The 25,404-nt window shown below is 45.3% G+C and carries 19 protein-coding genes; 7 read left to right on the forward strand and 12 right to left on the reverse strand.

The window, feature by feature from the left end:
- Positions 1 to 14: 14 nt before the first annotated feature.
- Together A4R26_RS12310 and A4R26_RS12315 are read right to left on the reverse strand one after the other, a co-directional pair.
- Positions 15 to 1,634 (reverse strand): AAA family ATPase, encoded by a 1,620-nt coding sequence (locus A4R26_RS12310; protein WP_081164072.1) that lies wholly within the window; start codon positions 1,632 to 1,634, stop codon positions 15 to 17.
- A gap of 103 nt (positions 1,635 to 1,737) precedes the next feature.
- Complete coding sequence (locus A4R26_RS12315; protein WP_081164073.1) at positions 1,738 to 2,121, reverse strand: helix-turn-helix domain-containing protein; 384 nt, start codon at positions 2,119 to 2,121, stop codon at positions 1,738 to 1,740.
- Between the two features lie 203 nt (positions 2,122 to 2,324).
- On the opposite strand from A4R26_RS12315, the gene A4R26_RS12320 reads away from it, so the two are divergent.
- Together A4R26_RS12320 and A4R26_RS12325 are read left to right on the forward strand one after the other, a co-directional pair.
- A complete protein-coding gene (locus A4R26_RS12320) occupies positions 2,325 to 2,834 on the forward strand; it encodes a hypothetical protein (RefSeq protein ID WP_081164074.1) in 510 nt (169 codons plus the stop codon).
- 6 nt (positions 2,835 to 2,840) lie between these two features.
- Entirely contained in the window at positions 2,841 to 3,185 is a 345-nt protein-coding gene (locus A4R26_RS12325) for a SymE family type I addiction module toxin (protein ID WP_081164075.1), read from the forward strand.
- Positions 3,186 to 3,366: 181 nt separating this feature from the next.
- On the opposite strand, the gene A4R26_RS12330 is transcribed toward A4R26_RS12325, so the two are convergent.
- From A4R26_RS12330 to A4R26_RS12350, 5 genes are all read right to left on the reverse strand, one after another.
- Positions 3,367 to 5,427, reverse strand: a complete 2,061-nt coding sequence (locus A4R26_RS12330; protein ID WP_081164076.1) for an alpha-ketoacid dehydrogenase subunit alpha/beta — start codon at positions 5,425 to 5,427, stop codon at positions 3,367 to 3,369.
- 65 nt (positions 5,428 to 5,492) lie between these two features.
- The gene (locus A4R26_RS12335; RefSeq protein ID WP_081164077.1) at positions 5,493 to 5,840 is read right to left on the reverse strand and encodes a phage holin family protein; all 348 of its coding nucleotides are present in this window, start codon (positions 5,838 to 5,840) and stop codon (positions 5,493 to 5,495) included.
- A gap of 261 nt (positions 5,841 to 6,101) precedes the next feature.
- Complete coding sequence (locus tag A4R26_RS12340) at positions 6,102 to 7,394, reverse strand: M16 family metallopeptidase (RefSeq protein ID WP_081164078.1); 1,293 nt, start codon at positions 7,392 to 7,394, stop codon at positions 6,102 to 6,104.
- 32 nt (positions 7,395 to 7,426) lie between these two features.
- On the reverse strand, positions 7,427 to 8,665 hold the full coding sequence (locus A4R26_RS12345) for a M16 family metallopeptidase (RefSeq protein WP_081164079.1): 1,239 nt from the start codon (positions 8,663 to 8,665) through the stop codon (positions 7,427 to 7,429).
- A gap of 243 nt (positions 8,666 to 8,908) precedes the next feature.
- Positions 8,909 to 10,108 (reverse strand): aspartyl protease family protein, encoded by a 1,200-nt coding sequence (locus A4R26_RS12350; protein ID WP_081164080.1) that lies wholly within the window; start codon positions 10,106 to 10,108, stop codon positions 8,909 to 8,911.
- A gap of 192 nt (positions 10,109 to 10,300) precedes the next feature.
- On the opposite strand from A4R26_RS12350, the gene mqnC reads away from it, so the two are divergent.
- The 3 genes from mqnC to A4R26_RS12365 all read left to right on the forward strand — a co-directional run bounded on the left by mqnC (position 10,301) and on the right by A4R26_RS12365 (position 16,185).
- Entirely contained in the window at positions 10,301 to 11,425 is a 1,125-nt protein-coding gene (gene mqnC, locus A4R26_RS12355) for a cyclic dehypoxanthinyl futalosine synthase (protein ID WP_081164081.1), read from the forward strand.
- Positions 11,426 to 11,813: 388 nt separating this feature from the next.
- Complete coding sequence (locus tag A4R26_RS12360; RefSeq protein ID WP_133054651.1) at positions 11,814 to 15,803, forward strand: response regulator; 3,990 nt, start codon at positions 11,814 to 11,816, stop codon at positions 15,801 to 15,803.
- 79 nt (positions 15,804 to 15,882) lie between these two features.
- Positions 15,883 to 16,185, forward strand: a complete 303-nt coding sequence (locus A4R26_RS12365) for a hypothetical protein (protein ID WP_081164083.1) — start codon at positions 15,883 to 15,885, stop codon at positions 16,183 to 16,185.
- Here A4R26_RS12365 and A4R26_RS12370 read toward each other — a convergent pair.
- Entirely contained in the window at positions 16,182 to 16,874 is a 693-nt protein-coding gene (locus A4R26_RS12370; RefSeq protein ID WP_081164084.1) for a response regulator transcription factor, read from the reverse strand. The two genes, A4R26_RS12365 and A4R26_RS12370, sit on opposite strands and share 4 nt — an antisense overlap.
- Entirely contained in the window at positions 16,871 to 18,316 is a 1,446-nt protein-coding gene (locus tag A4R26_RS12375; RefSeq protein ID WP_165760248.1) for a sensor histidine kinase, read from the reverse strand. Before A4R26_RS12375 ends, A4R26_RS12370 begins: the two co-directional genes overlap by 4 nt.
- A gap of 126 nt (positions 18,317 to 18,442) precedes the next feature.
- On the opposite strand from A4R26_RS12375, the gene A4R26_RS12380 reads away from it, so the two are divergent.
- Positions 18,443 to 19,234, forward strand: a complete 792-nt coding sequence (locus tag A4R26_RS12380) for a GLPGLI family protein (protein ID WP_081164086.1) — start codon at positions 18,443 to 18,445, stop codon at positions 19,232 to 19,234.
- Positions 19,235 to 19,603: 369 nt separating this feature from the next.
- On the opposite strand, the gene A4R26_RS12385 is transcribed toward A4R26_RS12380, so the two are convergent.
- The 3 genes from A4R26_RS12385 to A4R26_RS12395 all read right to left on the reverse strand — a co-directional run bounded on the left by A4R26_RS12385 (position 19,604) and on the right by A4R26_RS12395 (position 24,962).
- Complete coding sequence (locus tag A4R26_RS12385; RefSeq protein WP_081164087.1) at positions 19,604 to 21,421, reverse strand: alpha-amylase family glycosyl hydrolase; 1,818 nt, start codon at positions 21,419 to 21,421, stop codon at positions 19,604 to 19,606.
- Positions 21,422 to 21,488: 67 nt separating this feature from the next.
- Positions 21,489 to 24,299: an outer membrane beta-barrel protein gene (locus tag A4R26_RS12390; protein ID WP_081164088.1), complete on the reverse strand. Its 2,811-nt coding sequence runs from the start codon at positions 24,297 to 24,299 to the stop codon at positions 21,489 to 21,491.
- Positions 24,300 to 24,395: 96 nt separating this feature from the next.
- Entirely contained in the window at positions 24,396 to 24,962 is a 567-nt protein-coding gene (locus A4R26_RS12395; RefSeq protein WP_081164089.1) for a hypothetical protein, read from the reverse strand.
- A gap of 145 nt (positions 24,963 to 25,107) precedes the next feature.
- Between A4R26_RS12395 and A4R26_RS34925 the strand changes: the two genes are divergently transcribed.
- Positions 25,108 to 25,275, forward strand: a complete 168-nt coding sequence (locus A4R26_RS34925) for a hypothetical protein (protein WP_165760249.1) — start codon at positions 25,108 to 25,110, stop codon at positions 25,273 to 25,275.
- The last annotated feature ends 129 nt before the right edge of the window (positions 25,276 to 25,404 follow it).

The following is a 25,404-nucleotide window of genomic DNA, read 5'->3' on the forward strand; positions in this document are numbered from 1 at the left end:
TAAACAATGCGATATTAACTATTTAAAATATCCTCAATTTGCTTCTTAAACCAATTCGTTTTCACCAAATCTTTTGGCTGTATATTGAATTGCTGCAAATAGGTTTTATTATAATACCTTTTCATATTAAAATACACATAGAAAACATCAAAATCATCGCTTTTGATTGCGGCGGTTATAGGCTTTACATTTTTATCATCTTTTATCCCATCTTCTTTAAACTCTACATAGGTTTGCCGCGATGTTGCTAATTCCTCAACTATATCCAATAATCTTTCATTTTTCTGATTAATTATTTCAGCCAAATAATCTGCTTTACTAAAGTTTGCCAATTTTAATTCCTCAACATTATCAGGATGATATAAATAGTTTTCGAAAGTATAAAACTTAAGGATTTTTAAGTTGGGATACTTTTTAGTTATGGCCTCAACTTCTTCGGGTTTTAAATAATCTCTGTCCCTTAATCCTATTTTATCTTTATCACCTTTTATAGTGAGAAATACTTCTCTGTTATTCTTGGCTGGCAGAAACAAATATCCTTTTTCGCCTAATGCAAGTGTGAAATATTCATCGTTCTGATTTTCTACTACTACTAATTTATAATCTTTAAAAATCTTCTTTAAAACTTCCTTGGGTATTGCAATGTTCAGTACTTCAAGGCTATCTTTTGGTTGAGGTTTTACAACCTGAGGAATATCGAAATTCAATAAATCAAAATCCAGTATCACCGCATTATCCGATTGCCTGGCGTAATCAATAAAGCCCAAAGCATGCGAAGCTGTCCACAACTGTGCATTATCAGGGATCCAGTTGTCAACTATTTCTTTTAATAAGGTTGATTGTAAGGCTGTATTCAAATGGCAATCCATTTCATCAATAAAAATGATTGCATCGCTATAAAACTGCCTTCTTACAATAAAATTCAATAACAGAATTACTACTTGTTTTTCGCCATGACTTAAAAGATCGTAGTTAATTTTGGAGTTTCCTTTTTTAAAAATTAGCTTGCCTGGTGCAGATGGTGTTGCATTTTGAAATTCCGCAATTTGAATTGTAGTAGTAGCATCACCCCCAAAAATCTTAATTAATGAATCGTTAAAAGGTTGAATTTGTTCCTGAAATATTTTTAACGTATCTGCTGATTTACCAGCAAAAACAGGCTCACGTAGAGCATTATCAATCCGCTGCATATATCCAAACAAATCATTGTCAAAACGGGTATCAGCATCAATAAAAGTTGCAGGCCTGTCTGAATCGTCTATTAATTTTTCAGGATAAGCGTTTTGTGAAATCCGAGGAACGATGCGATTACTACTTCTTCCAATGAATTTTCTTATGGCCTTTTGAATAGATAGATTATTAGAACGATTAACTCCACCCAATATCTCAATTTTTCCACCATCTGCAATAAAAATACTGATCTCAGAAGGGACTAAATTTTTAAAATAATATTGTGCGTCATTATCACGTCCACGACTAACATTTACAGCATACCCAAACGCATCAAAAATCGAAGACTTCCCCGACCCGTTTGAACCTATTAATAAAACCAGCTTAGCTTCATCTGGAATATTATCAATAGTAAGATCAGTAAATCTTTTAAAGTTCTTAAGATGCAGTTTTCTTATTCGCATGAATCCTGATTAGAATATATAGGTAAAAATTACACTCAAAAGTAATTATTTACCCTCGGATGGGGTCAAATTCTTTTAGCAGTAAACATCACAGGAATCAGGGCTATTTTTTCTCTACCATTTTCTCTAGTAGCGCCACCTTTGCCTTTTCACTTTCCAATAAACGTTCATATAATTCTACTATTTTTTCAATAGGGTTAAACTGGTAGTTAATTAAATACGCGTTATCATGAAAGTTATTGGCTATGTTGTTATAGGTAGCCTCCTCGCTGAAATTCTTTATGGCTTCAACCGGCACTTTCAGCGCCTTCGCAATTTCCTCCAAAACTGCGGGATCAATATTCTCCCTTTGCTCTAACAAAGAAATTTTCTGCTGGTTAAAGCCTAATGCATCGGCTAAAACTTCCTGCTTTATGCCGAGTATTTCGCGTAAACGTTTAACGTTACGGCCTTCATGAATTTTACCTGGTAATGGATTTATTGACATAACGGTAAAGTTATATATTAAAAGTACAATTTAATCTGGTAAAAAACATACAGACACGTATACTTTACACGGCTAAAATGTAAAATACATAAGCCCTTTATGGTTACTTCGTTTATCCAAACCCGCCGAAAACTATCGGTTAATTTCTTCAAAACTCTGTTTAATAGCACACCATTTAATAACCATTTATTAAACGTTGTACTATGTGCGAAATCATTCACCTCCCCAACGCAAAGTCGCGCCTTACCAAAACATTCTGCCACGAAGAACAGGAACGCCTTGCTACCGATGCCCTCATTACTTTTTACGACAAAACCATCGCTTTCTTTAACAATAATCCGCCCGGCCAACTGGTTAAAGACCTGCACAAACTCCTGTTCGCCCTTGTGGAACACCAGGCAAATAATAACCTGCCGGTTAACTTTGCTGCCTCCATTTACGATATTAAACAGTTGCTTCAACTGCTTGAAGAAGCCGATCGCCTGCAGCAACAGGGCGATCTGTATAGCCAGCACTTCTTCAACCTGGCTGAAGAGTTCATGCACGAAAACAATCCCGTCAACCTCAGTTGCAACCTGTGCCGTATTCTCCTTGAGTTTATAAAGTACGAGTTGCAAATTGGTTACCCCACCTTTATCAACAAATTCCTTCCGAACGTACTGGCGTTACTTGAATGGCTGCACAATGGCGCCACACTTGTTAACAATAAATAAACCACCATGATAAAAGAGGAATTGATATGCGCACCCGTAAGCGCTACTGAAGAAGAAACATGGGCCGCCGCTGAAGGCATAGCGAGAATAGCAGGCTCAAACAGCCCATTTCGCCATTCGCTGAATATTATCAGCAATAACGGCCACTATATAAAAGAAATGATCAGAAGCATAAAAACCGGTTGGGCGCATGATCATAAACCCACAACCGTTATTCCGGAAATAACGTTGTGTGGCAAGTGGCTTCAACGCACCGGCTTTAACCCCGATGACAGAATTTGGGTGCTTCCTTTATCTGAGTTACTCATTGTAATTCCACAGAAACCAAAAACAGTACCCAAAAGCAGGTAGGCGCAGCATCCCAAACCCTCTGCAAACAACAAGACCTGCCAGGTGCGCATCATCTTGCGGTTACGCAAGTCCCGATGGCGCACCTTACAGGTCTCCTTCTAATATATTTAAATCCGGTTATACTGGCCTTTTATACAGCCCCTTTATCAACATATTAACTTATCAACCTGTCAACTCACTCCTAATACCTTAACAACTTCACCACCGTTTCGCCCAGCCGGCTTTTTGCCAGGAAACTGGCTTCCAGCTCAGTGTTGAACGGTACCGGCGTATCGAGCGAAGCGCAACGCAGTACCGGTGCATCGAGCAATTGAAAACAATGTTCCCCTATCCAGGCCGCTATTTCCCCGCCAATGCCCCCGGTGAGGGTATCTTCATGCAGCACCAGTACCCGGCCCGTTCTTTCCACTGCGGCTTGTATGGCTTCATAATCCAACGGCAACAAGGTGCGCAAATCAAGAATGTCTATTGAGACTTCCGGATGTGCGGCGGCATAATCTTCTGCCCAGATAACGCCCTGCCCGTAAGTTATAATGCTGAGATCGTCACCCGCGCGTACATGCCGCGCCTTGCCTATTTCGGTTTCATAATATTCCGCCGGCACATCGCCACTAACGCTTCTGTATAATGCCTTGTGCTCAAAAAACAAAACCGGATTGGGATCGTTGATGGCCGCTATCAGCAGCCCCTTGGCATCGGCCGGCGTTGATGGATACACCACCTTCAAGCCCGGCGTATGCACAAACCAGGCTTCATTGGTTTGCGAGTGAAATGGTCCGGCTCCTACCCCGGCGCCGCACGGCATACGAATGACCACATTGGCCGATTGCCCCCAGCGGTAATGGATCTTGGCAAGGTTGTTCACGATCTGCGTAAAACCCATGGTCACAAAATCGGCAAACTGCATTTCTATCATCGAGCGGTAGCCCTGCAGGCTCAACCCCAACGAAGCGCCCAGGATAGCGCTTTCACATAACGGCGTGTTGCGCACGCGCTCTTTACCAAACGCTTCTACAAAACCTTCGGTTATTTTAAATACCCCGCCGTACTCTGCAATATCCTGTCCCATCAATACGAGGTCGTCGTGCTGCTCCATACTCTGATGCAGCCCTTCTTTTATGGCGTCAATAAAACGAATATGAGAAACTGAACCGGACTGCTGCACAGGAGGGTGTGAGAAATAGATTGACGAGCCCTGCACAGAAGACTCTTCATACTTCTTACTTCCTACTTCATACTTCTGCCCCCCTACGTCTACCTTCTTCTCAGCATAAACATCGGCCAATTCTTGAACCGAATCAACCACCATCGGCTTTGCATTAAAACCAATGCTGCACTCTACATCGATGTATTCTTTCAAATCCTGGTGAATGGCTTCTATCGTTTCTTTTGAAAGCGCATGTTTCGACAGCAGGAACTGTTCAAAATTCTTTATGGGATCTTTCATTTCCCAAACTTCAAACAAATAAGGAGGAACGTATTTGGTGCCGCTGGCCTCTTCGTGGCCGCGCATGCGGAAGGTAGCACATTCAACGAGGTAGGGCCGCTGGTATTCAATGCAGTATTTTCTTACCCCTTTAATTGTATCATAAACACCGAGAATATTATTACCGTCGATCTTCACACCGTCTATGCCATAACCGCGGGCTTTCTCAACCAGCGCCTCGCAACGGTATTGTTCAGTCACCGGCGTGCTGAGCGCATACCCATTATTCTCTATTACAAAGATCACCGGCAGGTCCCACACTGCCGCCACATTCACCGCCTCATGAAAATCGCCTTCACTGGTGCCGCCCTCACCGGTAAACACCGCTACTACTTTATTTTCTTTTTTGAGTTTATGTGCCAGCGCTATTCCATCTGCAATGCCTAACTGGGGTCCCAGGTGCGAGATCATTCCGCAAATATGATGCTGCGCATTCCCGAAGTGAAAGCTGCGCTCGCGCCCTTTGCTGTAACCACTCTGGTTTCCCTGCCATTGCATCAGCAGTTTATGCAGCGGCATATGCCGGCTGGTGAAAACGCCCAGGTTGCGGTGTAGCGGCAGGATCCATTCGTCTTCCAACAACGCCTGGGTAACACCCACGGCTATCGCTTCCTGACCAATACCACTAAACCATTTTGAGATCTTTCCCTGTCGCAGCAAAACCAGCATCTTCTCTTCGATCAACCGGGGCAATAACAGGCTCTTATATAAATGAACCAGTTGTTCGTGCGTCAAATCTTTACTATCGAAGTGCATACAGTATGGTAATAAAATAATATACCATGAAGTTAGGCAAATCGAATATCAATAGCAGGCCGCGACTACTCTTTTTCGTCTCTTTTTTCTTTATATAATACCGACGTAACAATTGACAACAGCAGGCTGAACAACAGCGCCCACCAAAACCCGTTCACCTGAAAACCTTTCAGGATCTTATCGGCCAGCAAAATGATAAGGGCATTGATCACAAATAAAAAAAGCCCTAATGTTACCAGGGTAATTGGCAGGGTAATTAAAATAAGGAGGGGTTTTACAATGGCGTTCAATACGGCCAGCACCAATGCCAGCACGATCGCCGTTGTGAACGCATCTATTCGCACCCCACTTAAAATATAGGATAATCCAAATGCGACAATGGAGGTGATGATGATACGCATGATGAAATTCATGTGGATGTTGATTTAAAAGGTTATATAAGGTTTGGGTCGAGCTTATTGGTAATAGTTGTATGAAGTAGGAGGTATGAAGTAAGAGGTATGAAGTAAGAGGTATGAAGATTTTAAGTATTCAGATTCCTATACTTCCCCGAACCTCAGACCTAATACTTCGTATTTTCTTTTCTTACTTCGTACTTCCTACTTCGTACTTCCTACTTCTTACTTCCTATTTCTTACATCCTACTTCATTCTCCGATATAAACGTTGCTTACACTAAATAACCACCAGCTCATAAAATTCCTCCGGCACCAGGTACCTATTCGCCAGCTCCTGCAGCTCTTTGGCGGTAATGGTCTTTATGATCTCCATACCCCGCTCAAAATAACCCTCATCCACATTGTTCAGGATCATATTCTTCCAGCGGCCTATGACCTGGAACGGACCATCAAGATCGCCCAGAATGGTGCCGATCATCGAGTTCCGCGTCATCATCAGCTCCTCATCGTCGATCAACTCCTCGCGCAGCTGCTCCATTTCATAATATATTTCCCTGATGGTGTCTGCGGTTACGTCGCGCCCCGCCTCGGTGCTCACTATCCAGCCGCTTTCGCTGGTGAAGTTCATCAGGTAGCTGTAAATGCCATAGGTATACCCTTTTTCTTCCCTGATATTGCCCATAAGGCGCGAACCGAAAAAGCCACCCAGCACATTGTTCAATACCAGCACTTTTTGAAAATCGGGGTGCTTGCGGTTGGGGAACGGCCGGGCAATGCGAATGGCGCTTTGCACGCCATCGGGGTCGTTCAGGATCTCGTATTTTTTCTGCGCGGCAGGTTGCAGCGGATGTTGTATAGCTTCGGCGCCACCGGTGCCAACACGTGGTTTCAGCGGCAGTTGCCCGAAATTCTTTTCAAGCGATTCTATAATACCGGCCGGCAATTTACCGGCAACAAAGATCACGCAACGGCCGTTTTTATAGTATTCATTGTAAAACGAAACCACATCCTCACGGGTAACCGCCGGATAATCTTCGAGGTTCATATATTTTCCGTACGGGTGATCTTCGCCAAACAAATACGCATCGATCAATCGGCCGGCCACAAATTCGCCTTTTTGCAGGTTCACTTTTAACCGCTGCTGCGCATTCTGGATATAAATGTTCAGTTCTTCCTGCGGAAAAACCGAATCCTGCACCAGCTCGGCCACTACCGGCAACAGCTCGTTAATGTGTTTGCTTAAAGTATGCAGCGTTATTTCCGATGTTTCGTTGTAACAGGCACGGTTGAGGTACGAGCCATGATACTCGAAATGCTCGTTTATTTCAAAAGCCGTGCGCCTGCTGGTGCCGTTCTTTAACATGAAGTTGGTGGCAGCGGCAACGGCCTTCTTTTTTTCGAACCAGTTACCGGCAGAAAAAACCCAGTTCACCATTAAGGTATCTTCGGTACCCATATCAACCGCATACACTTCAACCCCGTTACTGAGCGTATATTTTTTGCAGGCCGGCAGTTTTAAATCAAATGCAACCGGGTCTATAATTGGAGGAGCGATAGTTCTGTTAAGCATATGTTCTTTTTAATCTTCTTTTATTCTTCAAATTAATTCTCACTATAGTATTTAAGCGTAGAACAATTATTGGGATCGAATATTTTCTGGCTGTACTTCAAAATATCGTCGCCCGTTACGGAGAAATATTTGTCGCGGTCAGCATTGAACAGCGATGCATCGCCCAACAGCTCATAAAACGCGAGGTTATTGGCGCGGGTAAGTACGCTCATATCCTCAAAAGCCAGCGTAGCCTCGGTTTTGTTCTTTATTTTGGTAAGCTCTTTTTCGCTGATGCCATCCTGTTTCAGCTTTTCTATTTCTTCGTTGATGGCCTTTTCGGCATCTTCCATCTTCACGCCTTTTACCAGTTTGCCTTCAACGGCCAGCAACCCTTTTTCAACGGTACCAAAATGATAACACTCTATCTGGCTGAACAATTGTTTTTCTTTTACCAGTTTCTGGAATAACCGCGATGAACCGCCGCCGCCCAGCACTTCGGTAATCAAATCGGCCACGTAATACCCATGTGCCAGCCGGTCGTCCATATGCCACACTTTATAAATGGCATCGAGCGGCACATTGGCTTTTACTTCCATGGTGCGCGGCTCGTTCTGTACAGGTTCTGCAGGCAACCGGCGATTGTATTTTTCTCCCATAGCAATAGGCGCAAACCATTTTTCGGCCAGTTGGCGCACCTGGTCGGCTTTTACATTGCCGGCCACCACCAGTATGGCGTTTACCGGGCGGTAATGTTTGAAGAAGAAATCCTTTACATCCTGCAGGCTGGCATTTTCAATATGCGACAGCTCTTTACCAATCGTCATCCAGCGGTACGGATGTTGTTTGTAGGCCATTTCGCGTAACTTAAACCATACATCACCGTAGGGTTTGTTGATGTAATGCTCCTTAAATTCTTCAATAACCACCTTGCGTTGCACCTCAAGGCTTTTTTCGCTAAAACCCAGCGACAACATTCGGTCACTCTCCAGCCAGAACGCTGTTTCGAGGTTCTCTGCCGGCAGTTGAATATAATAGTTGGTTACATCGTTGCTGGTATAAGCATTGTTTTCGCCGCCCGCCATTTGCAGGGGCGTTTCAAAATCTTCGATATTTACCGAACCGCCAAACATGAGGTGTTCGAACAAATGGGCAAACCCTGTTTTATTGGGATCTTCGTCTTTGGCGCCCACATCGTACATCACATTCAATACCGCCATGGGCGTGGAACGATCTTCATGTACTAAAACCCGTAATCCATTCGAAAGCGTGAATTTTTCAAATTGTATCATATGCCGTTATTGCTTTTAAATTTTTTGAGGTTGACCAAAGGTTCGCCTCCCTCTTTATGATAGCTGAATGGTTTGATGGCTAAATGGCTGGTCCTGTGGTATGTTTGGCAGACCTGCAAATACTCGTAAACCTAATTGTTCAACGACTAACTATCAAGCAATTGAGCCATCAAGCAATCAATCCCTGGCTACAAATTAACGACAAGTTGAGGTATTTGGTTGAAACTGATTGATAAAAGAGGGTTAACGTCCCGTAAGGATGTTTTTCACCTTCATGGTGAGCACTACGGGGCCCTCTTTTCGCAGCACGAGTATTTTGAGCTTTTCGCCCGGGGTTTGCATCAGGTTCTTATAGGTTTGTATATTATTACTGAAATTATTGGCCACCGCCATTATTACATCGCCCGGTTTGAACCCCGCCTGCTCGGCCGGCGATTCGGGCATAATATCAACCACCTGAATTTCACCGTCAACCACATACATGCCCAGCCCGGTATAGGAATAGTCGAACTGTTCTTTATAATGTGAATTGGGGATCATATAAATGTCCTTGCGCTCGTAGTTGATAATGAGGTTGAACCGGCGCAGGAGATCGTTCCCTATAAGGCCTGCCAATGAAGGATAGGCGGTTACATTGTACTCATCGTCGAAAATATAGGTAGGAACGTTCCTGAACCGGTACGGGCCTACCTGAATTTGCCTTATAACCCCTTGTTTCATAGGCGCTTTACCACCCAGCCCTTCCGCCTGGGTAGCATACCATTTGCGTTTGGGTTTTACAAAATTGCTGTCGCTCACAAAATCGGCCGATAGCAGCAGGCACATACCCGCCCCGGTATCGAAATAGAACCGGGAAGTTAGTGACCGGTTATCCTTGATACTGGCGCTCATAATTGGAATGGAATTGATCGTTGGCTTCAGCAAATAACCGCCGCGGGGGTATTTAATAGTGCCTTTTGTGTAAACCGAAATTTTGAGGCTGTCGTAATCGACCCCCACAATGTAACGCGATAAAAAGCTCAACCCAATGATACCATCTATTTTTTCGCCATAGGCACTGGTGAGTACATCGTAGTCATTTATGTGAAAATCAAGGTTTTCGACCGTAAGATCGGGCAGGTGAAGGCTTTGCCGGTAAGAAAAATACACCCGCCGCACCCCGGCAATACCGCGAATGGTGCGGTCGCTTAAAGTAGTGGGAACCTTTAAATAGTCTGCGGTGGCAGAGTCGAGCGAAATGCCGCCGCTGCCGGTATCGAGAATAAAATTGAGCGTATCGGGAAAATTGCTGAGCCGGGCTTTTAGGGTAATGATGCCCCCGGTAAGCAGCCTGAACGGGAATTTGGCAATAAGCTTTGCAGGCGGCGGAATAAATTCTTCCTGAGCCTGTACAAAGGATACAGACAGCAACAGTAGGAAAATGGGTATGGTCAACAATCGCATGAATGCCGGTTATGCAATTAGTAAGATAAAATATTTATCCGAAAATGGTAAACCATTGGTATAAAAACACATAAACAACCTTCATAGCCTACCCAATTACCGGCCACCGGAGATGTTTACCATACTAATTACCACTTATACCATACGTATTGAACCGTTCGTTTAGTACTTTTGTTGCTACAATAAATTTTTATGCATCTGGATGAGCTGTACGCGAAAGCCCTGAATTTTGACATGCTGAGTATTGAGGAAGGAATGCACCTTTTTGAACATGCCCCGCTAACGGAGCTGATGTTCGTGGCCAATGAAATGCGTAAAAAGCAGGTACCCCATGGGAAAGTTACCTGGCAAATAGACCGCAACGTAAACACCACCAACGTTTGTACTGCCAATTGCAAGTTCTGTAACTTCTTTCGTATACCCGGTCATGCCGATGCTTATATAACCGATATCGCTACCTATAAAAAGAAGATCGAGGAAACCATTCGCTGGGGTGGCGATCAGTTATTATTACAGGGCGGCCACCATCCTGAGCTGGGTTTACAGTTCTATGTTGACCTCTTCAGACAATTAAAATCGCTTTACCCGAATATTAAACTGCACACCTTAGGGCCCCCCGAAGTGGCGCACATCACCAAACTCGAAAAAAGTACCCATCGCGAAGTACTGACCGCCCTGAAAGAGGCCGGCATGGATAGTTTGCCGGGCGCCGGCGCCGAAATTCTGGTTGACCGGGTACGCCGGCTTATTTCAAAAGGAAAGTGCGGGTCGCAGGAATGGCTCGATATCATGCACGAAGCCCATAAACTGAACATTACCACCTCCGGCACCATGATGTTCGGCCATGTGGAAACCGTTCGGGAACGTTTCGAGCACCTGGTGAAGATCAGAGAAGTGCAGTCAAGAAAACCGGCCGAAGCCAAAGGCTTCCTGGCCTTCATTCCCTGGACCTTCCAGGACGTTGATACCTTACTTACCAAAATACGCGGCGTGCACAACCTCACTACGCCCGATGAATATATTCGCATGATCGCTATCAGCCGCATCATGCTGCCTAATGTAAAGAACATCCAGGCCAGCTGGCTCACCGTTGGTAAACAAACCGCCCAGATCTGCCTGCATGCCGGCGCCAATGATTTCGGCAGTATCATGCTGGAAGAGAACGTGGTAAGTGCCGCCGGCGCGCCGCACCGCTTTACTTTCAAAAGCATTCAGCAGGCCATAAAAGATGCCGGGTTTGAACCACAGCTGCGGAACCAGCAATACGAATTCCGCCAAATGCCTGCGGCAATTGAAGAACAGGTTATTGACTATTAAAGTAGAGTCACTTTTAAGTGATACATTATTGGAATTTAAGGAGCTACAGGTTTCAAGGTCCCGGTTACCGGATACCGGTTTCCGGGGTTTTATTGCATGGCTCGCTATAAGTTTAAACATTCGAATTAGCGGATCGCTTAATGGCAATCCCACATCTGCAACGGCAAGGCGGCTGTTTCCCTGGTATCCGGGAACAGGTAACCGGTAACTTTGCCTATATACGACCTTGCAGGTGGCTATCAGGTGTTATTTTCCTTTACCTCCAGCATCCCCAACACTAAAAAACTGATGATTTACCCTTATTTATATTAAAAAATAATGGTTGATATTCAATACTATCCTAATTTCAAAGTTATATATCAGGGTAGGTATTGTATCCTTAAAAACCATGAAAAGTCCCTTTCGCAAATTGGTGAGAATTGCCGTAGTGCTGCTGGCTGCTGTGCTTTTATTTAACTTCTTCGGCTATTACATGATTCATCTGTCGGGCAAACAGAATGAAAAAATGGTTATGCTGGTGAACATAAGCGGGCAGCAGCAAACGCTTAGTCAGCTCATTACCAAGAATGTATTACTACTTACCAGGGGTAACCTGCCCGAACACGAACAACATGCCATTCGTGAAGAACTTAAAAAGGCCACCGACAGCTTTATAAATTGCAACCAGCTCCTGCGCGATAAAATAAAGATCAAAACCGATGAACCGGTTACCAATGACCTGCTCGAGATCACCCGCGACCTTACCAATGCCCAAACCCATATGAAGGGTATTGTGGCGGTTGCGCAGGAAGTATACCTGGCCGATAACGAGTTGCTGGCCATCAATGCGCCCCTGTACAATCAGCAGCTCCTCTATAGCGAACGAAAGTACTTCCCACTGATGAATGAGGTAGTGCAACGCTATACAACCGTTGTTACCGATAAACTCGAAGAGTCTTCAACCATCAATACCGGCAAATTCCTTTCGCTTATCGTTGCCCTCATCTGCCTTATTTTCCTGGTAATCGATCCCCTGCTGCGCAGCAATAAACAGAACTATGAAGCCCTGCAAATGGCCCGCAACGCATTGCTGCGCGAGAAAAAATATTTGTCGTCTATTCTCAATTCCCAAACCAACTACGTCATTCGTATAGACCGCAACGGGAATTTCACTTATGCCAATCCGCAATTCCTGCAAGCCTTTGGATATACCGAAAGAGAGCTCCTTGGCGTTGCTTTTTATACTATCATCAATACCAAGGACCTTCACCGCTGCCGCGAGGTGGCCGATCAGTGCTGGCTGAACCCCGGTACCGTTTATAAACTGCTTATAAAGAAATCGATCAGGAATACGGGTAACTTTCAATGGACCGACTGGGAGTTCATTGCCCTTCAAAACGAAGATGGCGTTTCTGAAATACAGGGTATTGGCGTGAACGTAACCGAAAAAGTTATTGCCGAACAGGCGCTGCAGAACAGTGAGCAGAAATTCCGGCTGCTGGCCGAACATGCCGAAGACATTATTTCCGTAAGCAATCCCGAGGGCGTTTTTCAATATGTTTCGCCTTCCGTTCAAAAAGCGCTGGGTTATTCGCGCGAAGAAATGGAAGGCCATACCATTACCTCATTCGTTCATCCTGAAGATGTGCACGTTTTTACCCCGCATAAAGGAAGCATCGCCCTTGGCCGCATCGACAACCTCACGTTACGCTACCGCATCATGACCAAACGCGGTGAATACATCTGGCTTGAAAGTATTTTGAAACCGGTGAAGGAAAACGGCCAGGTGGTAAAGATCATAACTACCTCGCGTAACGTTAACGAACAAAAGAAAGCCGAAGTGGAACGCGAGCAGTTGCTGGTTGATGTAAAACAATCGGAAGAACTGCTGCGCACCATCATCAACTCTACTCCCGACTGGATCTTTATTAAAGACCCAAATCACAAATTCCTACTTATAAACCAGGCCTGCGCCGATTCAATGCGCAAAACGCCCCAGGAGATCATTGGTAAAGACGACCTGGAGGTTGGCTTCCCCGCAGAATATGTTACCGGCGATCCCACACGCGGTATTCGCGGTTTTTGGGCCGATGACGATGAAGTGGTAAAGAGCGGCAAGGTCATGTACATACCCGAAGAACCTAACTTTGCCAACGGCCAGCTCAACACCATGAGCACGGTTAAAGTGCCATTGAAAGATGCAGAAGGACAGGTATGGGGCGTACTGGGTTTTGTGCACAACATTACCCCGCTTAAAAAAGTAGAGGAAAGCCTGCGCCGTAAAGACCAGTTGCTGCAGGCCGTAGCCGAAGCAACGCACCTGCTTATCAGCAATAACAATCTCGATCAGGCCATTGGCGAAGCCATTCAACTGCTGGGCATGAAAATGCAGGTCGACGGCCTCAATGTTTACAAGAATGAATACGTACTGGCCGAAGACAAATGGTATACAAGCAGGTTATGGCAATGGGAAAGCGCTACCGATGAACTGATCTATCGCATACCCGACTTCCAAAACAAGCCGGTCGATAAAAATTCGCCGCTGTTCCATACCCTAATAAGGGAAGAAATATTCTGCAGTCATGTAAGGCACATTCAGTATCCTGAACTTCGTTCTTACTATGAGGAGCGCGGCGTAAAAACCGCCGCGGTGATCCCCGTGTTCACCATGCATTATTTCTGGGGCTTTGTTGCCTTCAGCGATTGCACCCAGGAACGCGAGTGGACCATCACCGAGTTCAGTATTCTGCAATCATTTGCGGCCACGCTGGCCGCCGCCATCGAGCGTAAACAAATGGAACAGGAACTGGTGCAGGCGAAAGACATGGCCGAATCGGCCAACCAGGCAAAGAGTGAGTTCATGGCCAACATGAGCCACGAGTTACGCACCCCCATGAACGGCATTATTGGCTTTACCGACCTGGTGCTCACTACCACATTACAACATTCGCAACGCGATTACCTCGAAAATGTAAAGAAATCGGCCTACGGCCTGCTCGATATCATCAACGACATTCTCGACTTCAGTAAACTGGAAGCCGGTAAACTGCAAATTGACAATACTTCATTCCGCATCGATGAACTGGTTGAAGAAACCATTGACATGTTAACTGTGAAGGCCTTTGAGAAAAAGCTTGAAATGATTTGCCATATCGATCCGCTGCTGCCCAGCCGCGTAAGCGGCGACCCGGTTCGTATTCGCCAGATCTTTGTAAACCTGTTAGGCAACGCCATCAAGTTTACCCAAAAAGGTGAAATCTTCGTGTCGCTTAAAAAAGCGGGCAGTATGTACTTCAAAGACAACAAAAAGTTTATCGATATCGACCTTTCGGTTCGCGATACAGGTATTGGGATCCCTAAAGAAAAACTGATGAAGATCTTCGACAGTTTTACGCAGGCCGATTCTTCCACCACGCGTAAATATGGCGGAACCGGTTTGGGCCTCACCATTTCAAAAAGCCTGGCAGAACTGATGGAAGGCAGCCTGCATGTGGCCAGTGAAGTGAACCGCGGCAGCACATTTACCCTGCGCTTACCGCTCGAAATCGTAAACATAGAACCGCAAATAACCGGCGCCTACAGACCGCCGTTACAAAAAGTGCTGGTGGTTGACGACAACGCCAGCAACCGGTGGATGATGCAGGAAATTTTCCGCTATTTCAATATTCCCTGTGAAATGGCCAAAAGCGGTAAAGATGCGTTGGCGATCCTGCACCGCATACATGAAAAAAGCGAACCGCTCGATCTTATTTTAACCGATCACCATATGCCCGAAATGGATGGCATGCAACTGATGCAGGAGATCCGCAAATCTTCCAAAGGTTTTGCACAGCCTGTAATTATGATGTTGTCATCGATGGAGAAAAACCTGTTCCAGCGGCAGGCAGAAAAACTGGGCATTCACAGTTTCCTTTCAAAACCGGTAAAACTGTACGAACTGTACGCCCTGCTGTCGGCCATGTTCACAACCGGCACCCATCAGCCGGAGAAAATAAGCCATATACCCACCATTGAAAAAATTACCGATGCTGCCAGCATTATGGTGGTTGAAGATGAGCCCATCAATATGATGCTGATTACCGAAGTGTTGGGCAGAATGGGATTCGCCGTCATCAAAGCTACCAACGGAAAACAGGCACTCGAGCTGTTACAGCTACAGGACCCGCAACTGATCTTCATGGATGTGAATATGCCCGAAATGGATGGCTTTACCACTACCCGTTTAATCAGGCAACTGCCCGAACCATACAGCCTCATTCCCGTAATTGCACTCACCGCCGATGCCATGCAGGGCGATAAGGAAAAATGTATTGAAGCCGGCATGAACGACTACATTTCAAAACCATTTAAGTTGGAAGAGATTGAAGCAATACTGAAGAAAAGAATGTTGCTGGTGTAAAAATTTTAACATTTGGCGCGTTACATTTTTACAACTTCACCGACTCATTTTTTGTCTAATAGTCAACTAAATTCAGAAAATGATCAAACAGCAAACATCGACCTCTTTGATATTTTGCGTGCTGATGGATTTCATTGGCTACGCATCGTACGCCCTGCCCGTTCTGGGTGAGTTCGGCGATATCATCTGGGCCCCCATTTCTGCGCTCATTTTCTTCAGAACTTTCGGTGGCTGGAAAGGTGCGTTTGGGGGATTGTTCAACTTTGTGGAAGAAATACTTCCCGGTCTTGATTTCATTCCCAGCTTCACTATCATGTGGTTATGGCAAAGAATGAAAAAGCCGCAACAACGAATAACGACAATTAAGATCAATGGTCGTTAGCCTACAACAAACCGGTAGCCTACCCCTTTTATAGTAATTATTTCAAGCAGGTCATCCTCTTTTAAATAGCTGCGCAGCTTAGTGATGTATACATCGAGGTTGCGCGAATTAAAGAAGGAATCATTGCCCCAAAGCAAATTCAAAATGTCTTTGCGGTCAATGATCTTTTCGCGGTTCCCGTATAATAACTTCAACAGTTCGCTTTCACGAAAAGAGAGTTTTCTTTCTTCATTAAAACCTGTCAACAGCTGCCGGCTTACGTAAAAGGTATATTTACCGATCTGAAGTGTATCTTTTCCATTGCCTGCGCGGGCGCCCAGCTCTTTAAACCGCAATGCATTTTCAATTCGCACTATCAGCTCTTCCATACTGAACGGCTTGCGTATATAGTCATTACCGCCAACAGAAAAGCCTTTTACCAGGTCGTCGGTCTGCGTTTTGGCGGTAAGGAAAATGATAGGCACCCTGGCATTTATTTCGCGTATTTCACCGGCAATGGTAAAACCGTCTTTATTGGGCAGCATTACATCGAGTACACAAACATCGGGGTTTACCTGTTTAAAAACCGATAACACGTTTACCCCGTCACTTTCCATGGTAACGTCAAAATGCCGGCTCTCCAGGCTTTCCTTTACAATTTTGCCCAGAAATAACTCATCTTCTACATACAGGATCCTGGTTTTGCTCATGAAGCTGTGGGAAGTTTTATTATAAATTGGCTACCAATACCGGTTTGGCTTTCCACTTCAATAGAACCGAGGTGCCGTTGTATTACATAGGCCACATAGCTCAGTCCCAGGCCATAGCCTTTGACATTATGCGTATCGCCGGCAGGCACGCGAAAGAATTTATCGAAGATCTTTTTATGGTATTCAACAGGAATGCCAATGCCGTTATCAGTTACACGCAAAACAATTCTCTCCTCCTCTTCTTTCAGCTCAACCTGAATGGATGGATTTTCCCTGCTGTATTTTAAAGCATTATCCAACAGGTTGAACAACACGCTGGTCATGTGCAGGCGGTCGGCGGCTACTTCAAAATGATCGCCATGCATTTGCACAGTAACCTTCGCTTTGTATTTTTCAAATTGCAGTTTCATGGAGTTCACTACTTCTTTCACCAGTACCGAAAGATCGATTACTTCTTCTTTCAGCTCAACCTGGTGTTTTTCAAACATCGACAGCTTCAAAACCTTATCAACCAGGAACGACAGGCGCTGCAGTTCATTCGACGATATGGCAAGGTATTCCTTTGTTTTTCCGGGATCGTGCAGAGCGTCGAAATTGCGCAGGGCCTCAATGGCTACACTTACCGTGGCTATGGGCGTTTTCAACTCATGCGTAATATTGCTGATGAAGTCGTTCTTTATCTGTGTTAATTTCCGCTGCTGCACCAGCGTTCGCAAAAGCAGGTAGAACGAAAATGCAGTCAACCCTACCAGCAGCAGGGATACCATTATCTGCGACCCGATCTTTTTCAATGCAAATGGGGTCATGTTGCCCATATCTACCCGGTAAGTAATGGGGCGGTTGAAGCCAATGGTAACTTCATTTTCCGTTTCGAAAAAAGGCGGCGGCGGCATATCATCGGGCAAAACCGCTTTGCGGCTGGTAACGGTAAAGGGAATGGCAATCTTCTCCCGCGCCAGCACCTGTGCATATCTTGCCGTCAGTTCTTTAATGCTTATACTGTCCTGTAGTGAATCAACCCGGCTTAGTACTCTTACAATGCTTGCCCCCGAACCCGGCCCGTCCCTGAAAACGTGGATTTCGCTGATGGAATCGCCCGGAATGCGCTCATGAATGAGATCGGTGCTTTTTTCTCTAACCATTACGTGGAGTTTTCTATCGTGCATCATGGTATCGAGCACCCGCCTGCGCATGGCATCCATCATTCCAACGGCGCCATATCCTGCCACCCTGAACTTTGTATTCGGTCCCAGCGTATCGAGCTTCAGTTTTTCAGCCCTGAGGCGTTGGAGCGCCTCGCGAAACAATACATTCGTGCGAAAAGTCAGTTCGCGTTTTTCCTCCCTGAAGTTTTTGACAAGCCAGAAAACCTGAAAGGTTGCTACGGCCACGATGGCCAGCAACATTAAAACTACCGGTAAATACAAGCGGCGCCTGTTCATAACACTACAAAAGTAGCCGTTTAAAGCCGGCGGTTTAATACCATTAACCTTAATTAACATTAAACCAAGGTGCATTAACCTGTTACCTTTTGGCGCTGCAATAGTTTTGAAACAAATAATAAAAGTATGAAAATGATATATTTTCTGGCGGGCGCACTCATTACCATTCAGGCGCAGGCCCAGCAACAGGCCGGGCGTGTGGTGTACGAATATACCCGGCAAATGATGGTGAGAATGGCAGGCCCCGGCGGAGCGGAACAGCCGCCGCCGCCGCCTCATGCGCACATAATCAAAAAAGAAGTGCTGTTTGGTAATAACCAGATGTTGCGCCGGACGCTGGAAGATAATACGGTGAATGATTTTGCAGACGAAGGCCGCGGTATTCAGGTTCGCGCGTTTGGCATGGGCGACGACGATATTACCTGGTTGAACTTTGCCGATGGCCGCAAAGTGGAACAAAAAGAATTCGCCACCAAACAATACCTGGTTACAGATAGCGTGCGCAAGCAAAACTGGAAGCTGACCGGCGAAACGAAAACCATTTTGGGTTACACCTGCCAGCAGGCTGTTACTAACCGCTATGGCAAACGCATGATGATCTCGATGGACAATGGCAATATGACCCGGAAAGAAGTTCCCGATACCAGTAAAGTGGTTGCCTGGTTTACGCCTGCCGTTCCGGTACCGGCCGGTCCTGATTTTGAAGGACAGCTACCCGGCCTGATCCTGCAAATTGATATTAACGGCAACACTACTTTTAAAGCGACAGAAGTATCGCAAAAAACTGATGTGGCTGCTATTAAAGAACCCAGAAAAGGAAAAAAAGTAACGGCCGAAGAATTTAATAAAGAACGGGATAAAGTAATGGAAGAAATGCATCGCAGCGGCGGAAGAAGAACAATACACATGAGAAATTAGCTTTGCAAATTTTTCGCATAGGGCATTACATGTATGAAAACATAAAATATTGCCACAATCATTGAAATAGTGTGATAACCGTCATAGAATAATTGAAATAATCATTCTATTTTCATCGTGGTTTTTCATAGGATATTGGATTAACACGGGCTGGATTTCTATCCGGCCTTTTTTATTGTTTCCTAACCCGGTAGCATGGGTTGTTTTTTAAATTGATATAAAAACTTAGCGCAAATCAATAACTCACTAAACCATCAATTATGTGATGGCCGTCATAGTATTCGTTGTTTTTTGATGTTAACTTCAAAGTGGTTTTTCATAGGATATTGGATTAATACGGGGCTGGATTTCTATCCGGCCCTTTCTAAATTAATCACGTGAAAGGATCAATGCGTTATATGGGCCCAGATTGATGGCAGCACTGTACTCATGGCCGTCCTTTTTGCTTTCAAAAGTTTCAGTTTCCGAAGCATCACTACCGGTGAAGGTTTCATCATATCCTTTCCAGTCGCTGTTAAACCGAACCTTCCAAACGCCTTCTTCGGGCACACCGATCACATAATCCTTATGCTCTTTATTGGCGAAGTTCAGGATCACGATCGTACTGTCTTTCGGTCCGCCTTCATGCCAGCGGTGAAAGGCCACCACCTTGTCTACATTGTTCAAATGCAATATACGTGTATGTTGGCCTGTAAGGCCCCTGGTCAACCCGTCGAGGTTACGGCGCAGGCGAATACAATCGCGGTACAGGCGGGCAATTCCTTTAAAGGTGGAGAACTTCGACCAGTCGAGCGGATTCTGTTCATCGAACCAGCCATCCTCAACAAATTCCTGTCCCTGGAAAATCATGGGTATGCCGGCACAGGTAAAAACCATAACGGCGCCCAGCACCGATCTTTTTTTGGCGAACCAGCCTTGTGAATCACCGGGCGCAATTTCTTCCGGTACACGCGTTTTACCATTGGCCACATCGTCGTGCGACTCGGTATAGATCACCCGTTGCCAGGCATCGCCATTGAATTTATGCATTATGGCATATTGAATTTTATCCATATTGCGATGCGTGTCTTCCGGCACTTTCAATTCATCACGTACGCTATATGTAAAGCTGGGATCCCACTGGGTATTGAACCCTTCGCCGCCTTCTTCCTCTTTTTTGGTTATCCATTCATTGTTCTGCAGATCTTCGGCTATCATTATCTTCCAGGGGTAACGCTTTTTCACTTCTTCATTTATCCATTTCATCAGCGTCCAGCCGTCGGGCAAATCGGCATCGGGTAAATTTTTGCCATGTACGTTGCGAACGAATAAAAGCGCATCGGTGCGTAAGCCGTCTATATGATAATCTTCCAGCCACATTAAAGCATTATCGCGAAGGTATTGCCTTACCTCGGGGCGGCCGTAATCGGGGCGCGTATGGCCCCAGGGCGTTTCTGCGCGCCAGTCCTGGTAAAAGTAAATGCCGCCGGCCCCATTCTCGCTCCAGCCGTCAAACTGCCAAAGATCGAGGTCTGAAGGGCCGAAGTGATTGTACACCACATCGAGTATAACTGCTATGCCCAGTTCATGCGCTGTATTGATAAGCTCCTTAAATCCTTTGATACCGCCATAATCCGATTCAATGGCAAAGGGGTGCGACAAATTATAACCCCATGAAAACCCGCCGGGGAATTCCGTGGCCGGCATAATCTCAATGGCATTAACCCCCAACGCTTTTAAATAACCCAGCCGTTGCCTGGCAGTTTCAAAAGTGCCGGGTTTGCCGTCTTCCTTTACATTGAACGTACCTATGTGCATTTCGTAAATTACGAGCTCATTCCAGGAAGGCATTTGAAAGTCGTGGTCGGTCCAATCAAAATGCGGATCGGTGATAATCGAATTGCCGGCCGAATTGGTTACCTCGCGGGCGTAAGGATCGTTGCGGTACACCACACCCATATCGGTGTGTAAAATATACTTGTATTCGTTTCTTACGACTGCATCGGGAATATTCAATCCCCAATACCCATTGCCTTCATGGGTCATCTGGTTCCTGTTTTTTGCCCATTGGTTAAAATCACCGGTTACAAATACCTTTTTTGCATGGGGCGCCCATACTCTGAAGTATACGCCATTCTCGTGTGGGACAGAGCCCATTCCGTCGACCCGAATTTCAGGGGCTGCAATAGCTGTGCTTTTTCTTGACATGGTAGAATAGTTTGAGGATTTACCCTTCAACTATGCAATTTTGCTACCATGCCTATAAGAGGCGGGGTTATCTTTTAATGATATGAATATTGCCGTTTTCGCCTGGCGCACTCAAGCCGTTTTTGGCAAGGCTGTAGGTAAAGCTCAGCAGGAAAAAACGTTGCAGGTTGGTCACCCGTTTGTCTTCAATATAATTCTGACTGGTACTGCGGCTTACACCTATGTTCTGTTTCAACAGGTCGAAGGCCGATAATTTGATCTCACCGCGATTAAAGCGTAAGAATTGCTTGCTGATAAACGCATTCCATAATGGAACTTTTGTATTGAACCCGCTTGCGCGCTGGCTATTGATGGCATAAGTAAACTCAGTATTGAAGAAGAACCGCTTCGGCAACTGCCAGTTTATTTTAGTACCGTACTGCTGGTTCAGGTATCCGGTATTCAACGATTGTTGCAAACTGTATTGGGTGCGGTAATAATTAATGCCGGCCGATAAGGAAACATCCAGCTTTTCGGTAGCATTGATCTCAAAACGTACATCGGGCCCTATGTTCAATGTATTGATCAGGTTGCCTGCCCCGTTAATGAACGATTTGTTCTTTGTGTAACTGCCGTTGGTGCTGAAGTTTACCGATCCTTTCAGAAAACGGATGGGCAAACCCAGGTTCACACTGCCCGAAAGATCATATACCCCATCAACGTTTACGGGACGGGTAGTTTTTACACCTACCGAGTCGATGGTATCGGAGTCAACGATCTTGCTATCGGTACGGCGCAGGTTAAAAAAAGCGAACAGGTTTTTGTTCCTGAACGGGTTTACCGAAAAGAAGTTCAGTTGCAGGGCATGGGTTAACTCCTGTTTAAGATCGGCATTACCGGCCTTGATATTTAGGGGGTCGCTGTTATCGGGCACCGGTTGCAATTGCGAAACCGATGGTTGTTTGGTGGTGGTATTATAATTAAGCCGCAGGTGACGGTATTTGGTAAAGTTGTATTGAAAGCGCGCATTGGGCAGCAGGTTATAAAATGTTTTGCTGATGGTGGTATCCCTGCCCGCGGCCATACTCTTTCCTTCCAGTTCGGCCTGTTGCCAGTTTACCCCGGCCGATGCATTGAATTTGCTTAACTGCATGCGCCAGCGAAGGCCGGCGGAATTATACCCATAGCTGTTCTCAAATTCATTGGTAAGGCGGCCGTTCAACCGGTCGAACTTGCCGCTGAATGCGTTGTAGTCCCAGGTAGTTTTTTGAGCCGTGCCCGCCGTATTGCTTTTTGCAACGCTGAACTCAAGCAATGATCTTTTAAAGATCGGTTCTGTATACACCAGCCTTGCCGTATACCCATTGAGGTCGCTGCTGTTATTATTGTGTTGATTTATTGAATCTGTTCTTATTACCGTACCCGCCGTATTTCGATATGTATTGGTCGAAAGCAGGCTGCCATCGCCGTCGCTGGCATTCAGATTGTTTTGCAGGCTCAATGAAATGGTTCTTCCGGCCCGCCTGAACTTTTTCCGGAAAAGGAGATCATTTTTAAAATTATATCCTTTATTGCCCGACCCGGTTTCACTTTTACCGCTGGTACCCGGCGTACCCGCAAGCGAAAAAGTATTGTAATCGCTTATTGAAGCGTTGGTTGTTTGCTGGTAACCGATAGAAGGCGATATTTTTATGGAATGAAAGGAATCCAGTTGAATATCAACGCCGAGGTTTAGCTTATGGGTATTGTTAATGTTCTTTGCAAATGCGTTCTGGTTATAATACCAGGAAGAATCGGGCAGAAAATATTGCCGCTGTATATGACTTTCTGTATTGGGGTTATACCGGTTGTAGAAATAATTGCTGGTGAAATTGGTTTTGCTGCCAATGATATTGTTGTAATTGAACCCGCCGCCCCAAATGCTTCTTATACCACTACTGTTATCATTCTGGTTGGCGCCGTCATCATTCCTGATATTTATTGAAATGCCACCTCCACCCGTTGACTGCATATTGCTCATGCCGCCATTAAAGCTGAGCATATCCATAAATGAAAAACCTTCCGAGTTGGTATTGTTGCCCATGCCTATTGCAGAAAACTGGCGGGCGCCTTTAAAAGAATTTACATTGAACCTGCCCTCATAGCGATCGTTGGTGCCGCCGCCTGCCATCACCTTGCCGAACATGCCTTTCTTTTTGTCTTTCTTTAATTTCAGATTGATGGTCTTTTCGCTATTGCCATCATCAAAACCGGTGAGTTGCGCCTGGTCGCTCATTTTATCGTATACCTGTACTTTATCAACCGCATCGGCGGGCAGGTTACGGGTAGCAACTTTTGGGTCGGTACCAAAAAACTCCCTGCCATCGACCAGTACTTTTTTTACCTCCTGGCCCTGGGCTTTAACGGTGCCATCTTTTTCCACTTTAATACCCGGCATCTTTTTCAGCAGTTGCTCAACCGTGGCATTGGGAATGGTTTTAAAGGATCCGGCATTGTATTGCACGGTATCGTCAATCAACGTAACCGGCGGCGCCTCCGCCGTAACCACTACTTCGCTAAGTACCCGGGTAACGTCGTTCATTACGATATTACCGAGGTTCACCTGTTTAAGATTGTCGTCGATGGTAAATAAGCGGCTGCTGTTATGATAGTTTACATGCGTTGCGAGTATCCGGTATTCGCCATTGGCCAAACCGGCCAATTCAAACCGGCCCCGGCTATCGGTCATGGTGAACGCCACAAGGGAGGAATCTTTTTTCTGTAACAGGGTAACGGTGGCCGCTGGCACCGGTTGTTTCGACAGCGTATCAAAGGCAACACCTTTTACAACGCCGTTCTTTTGCGCAAGCAAAACAGCATACAGGAAACAGGAAACAAGCAGCAGGTAAACTTTCTTCATACCGGGGAATATTTTCGGGTTGATAAAGCCACTACGAAAATATTCTTACACTGCGGTAAGCAAGGTTAAACAGGGTTGCTTTAATGTTAATGAAGGTTAATATTTAGCCATCGCCTGCATGGAAGCCTCGCCTGCCGGTTCTTCATACACCTGCAGAACGATTTTCCAAAGACCGCCTTCGGATCTCAAAAGCATTTCAACATGCAGTTTTTGTATAATACCGGTGCCGGGCAGAAAATGGAAAGTAATGGTGGTTTGCTTTTTTTCTTTTTCCGGCGCCTGGTACTGACCATTGAGTATGGCCGGCTTCTGGCCTTCCATTTTTATGATGGTGTTATGGATCTCATTGAACAGATCGCTGAACCTTGCTTTTGCTTTTTGAAAATCGGCCGATGAAAACAAATCACACTTCCAGCTAAAGGCTTCGTTTGTTTTATACTGAGTAAGTACACAGTTGACCGATCCGGGAATAATGACTTTTGATTTATAATCGACAGCAGGTTCGTATGCTGCGATCCGGTCTCCTTTGATATTGTTAAAATGGTTGGGATAGTCCTCTATCACCATTTTGAGAGCGGCATTGGTGTTATTGCTAAAAACGCCTTGTGCACCAGCGTTAAGGCTTAATAATAAAGCCAGTAGCAATGGGGTTAGTTTGCTCATGGGTACGGTTTCGAAATGGAAAAATAGCGAATTCCAACATGTTGTTAACATAGTTATTGCTAAATTCACATAAACACAATAAAAAAGCCGCATTGGGCGTTACAAACGGTAGCTTATTCTATTATTCAATATCAATTCAATACCAATGAAAAAGAATTCAATGTATCACGATGTGCAAAACGCGAAGATCCACAAATCTATCTATCGCCCGTCTTCGAACGTCATTCGTTTTGTTAAATCCCTGCTGGCCGTAGTTATGCTGGGAAATTCACCCATCAGCTCCGATTCAACGCTTAGAAGAAAATTCCATTAATAATATTTACTTTATTATAACGAATAGCACTTACCTCTGAAACCACAATTGTATGTGCTAGCCCTCCCGACAAGTCGGGAGGTTTTTTTGCCCGCTTCAAAATGAAAGGTGGGTCACCCGTTATGGATG

The organism is Niastella populi (genome assembly GCF_002078015.1).
In the GTDB taxonomy this organism is placed as follows: domain Bacteria; phylum Bacteroidota; class Bacteroidia; order Chitinophagales; family Chitinophagaceae; genus Niastella; species Niastella populi.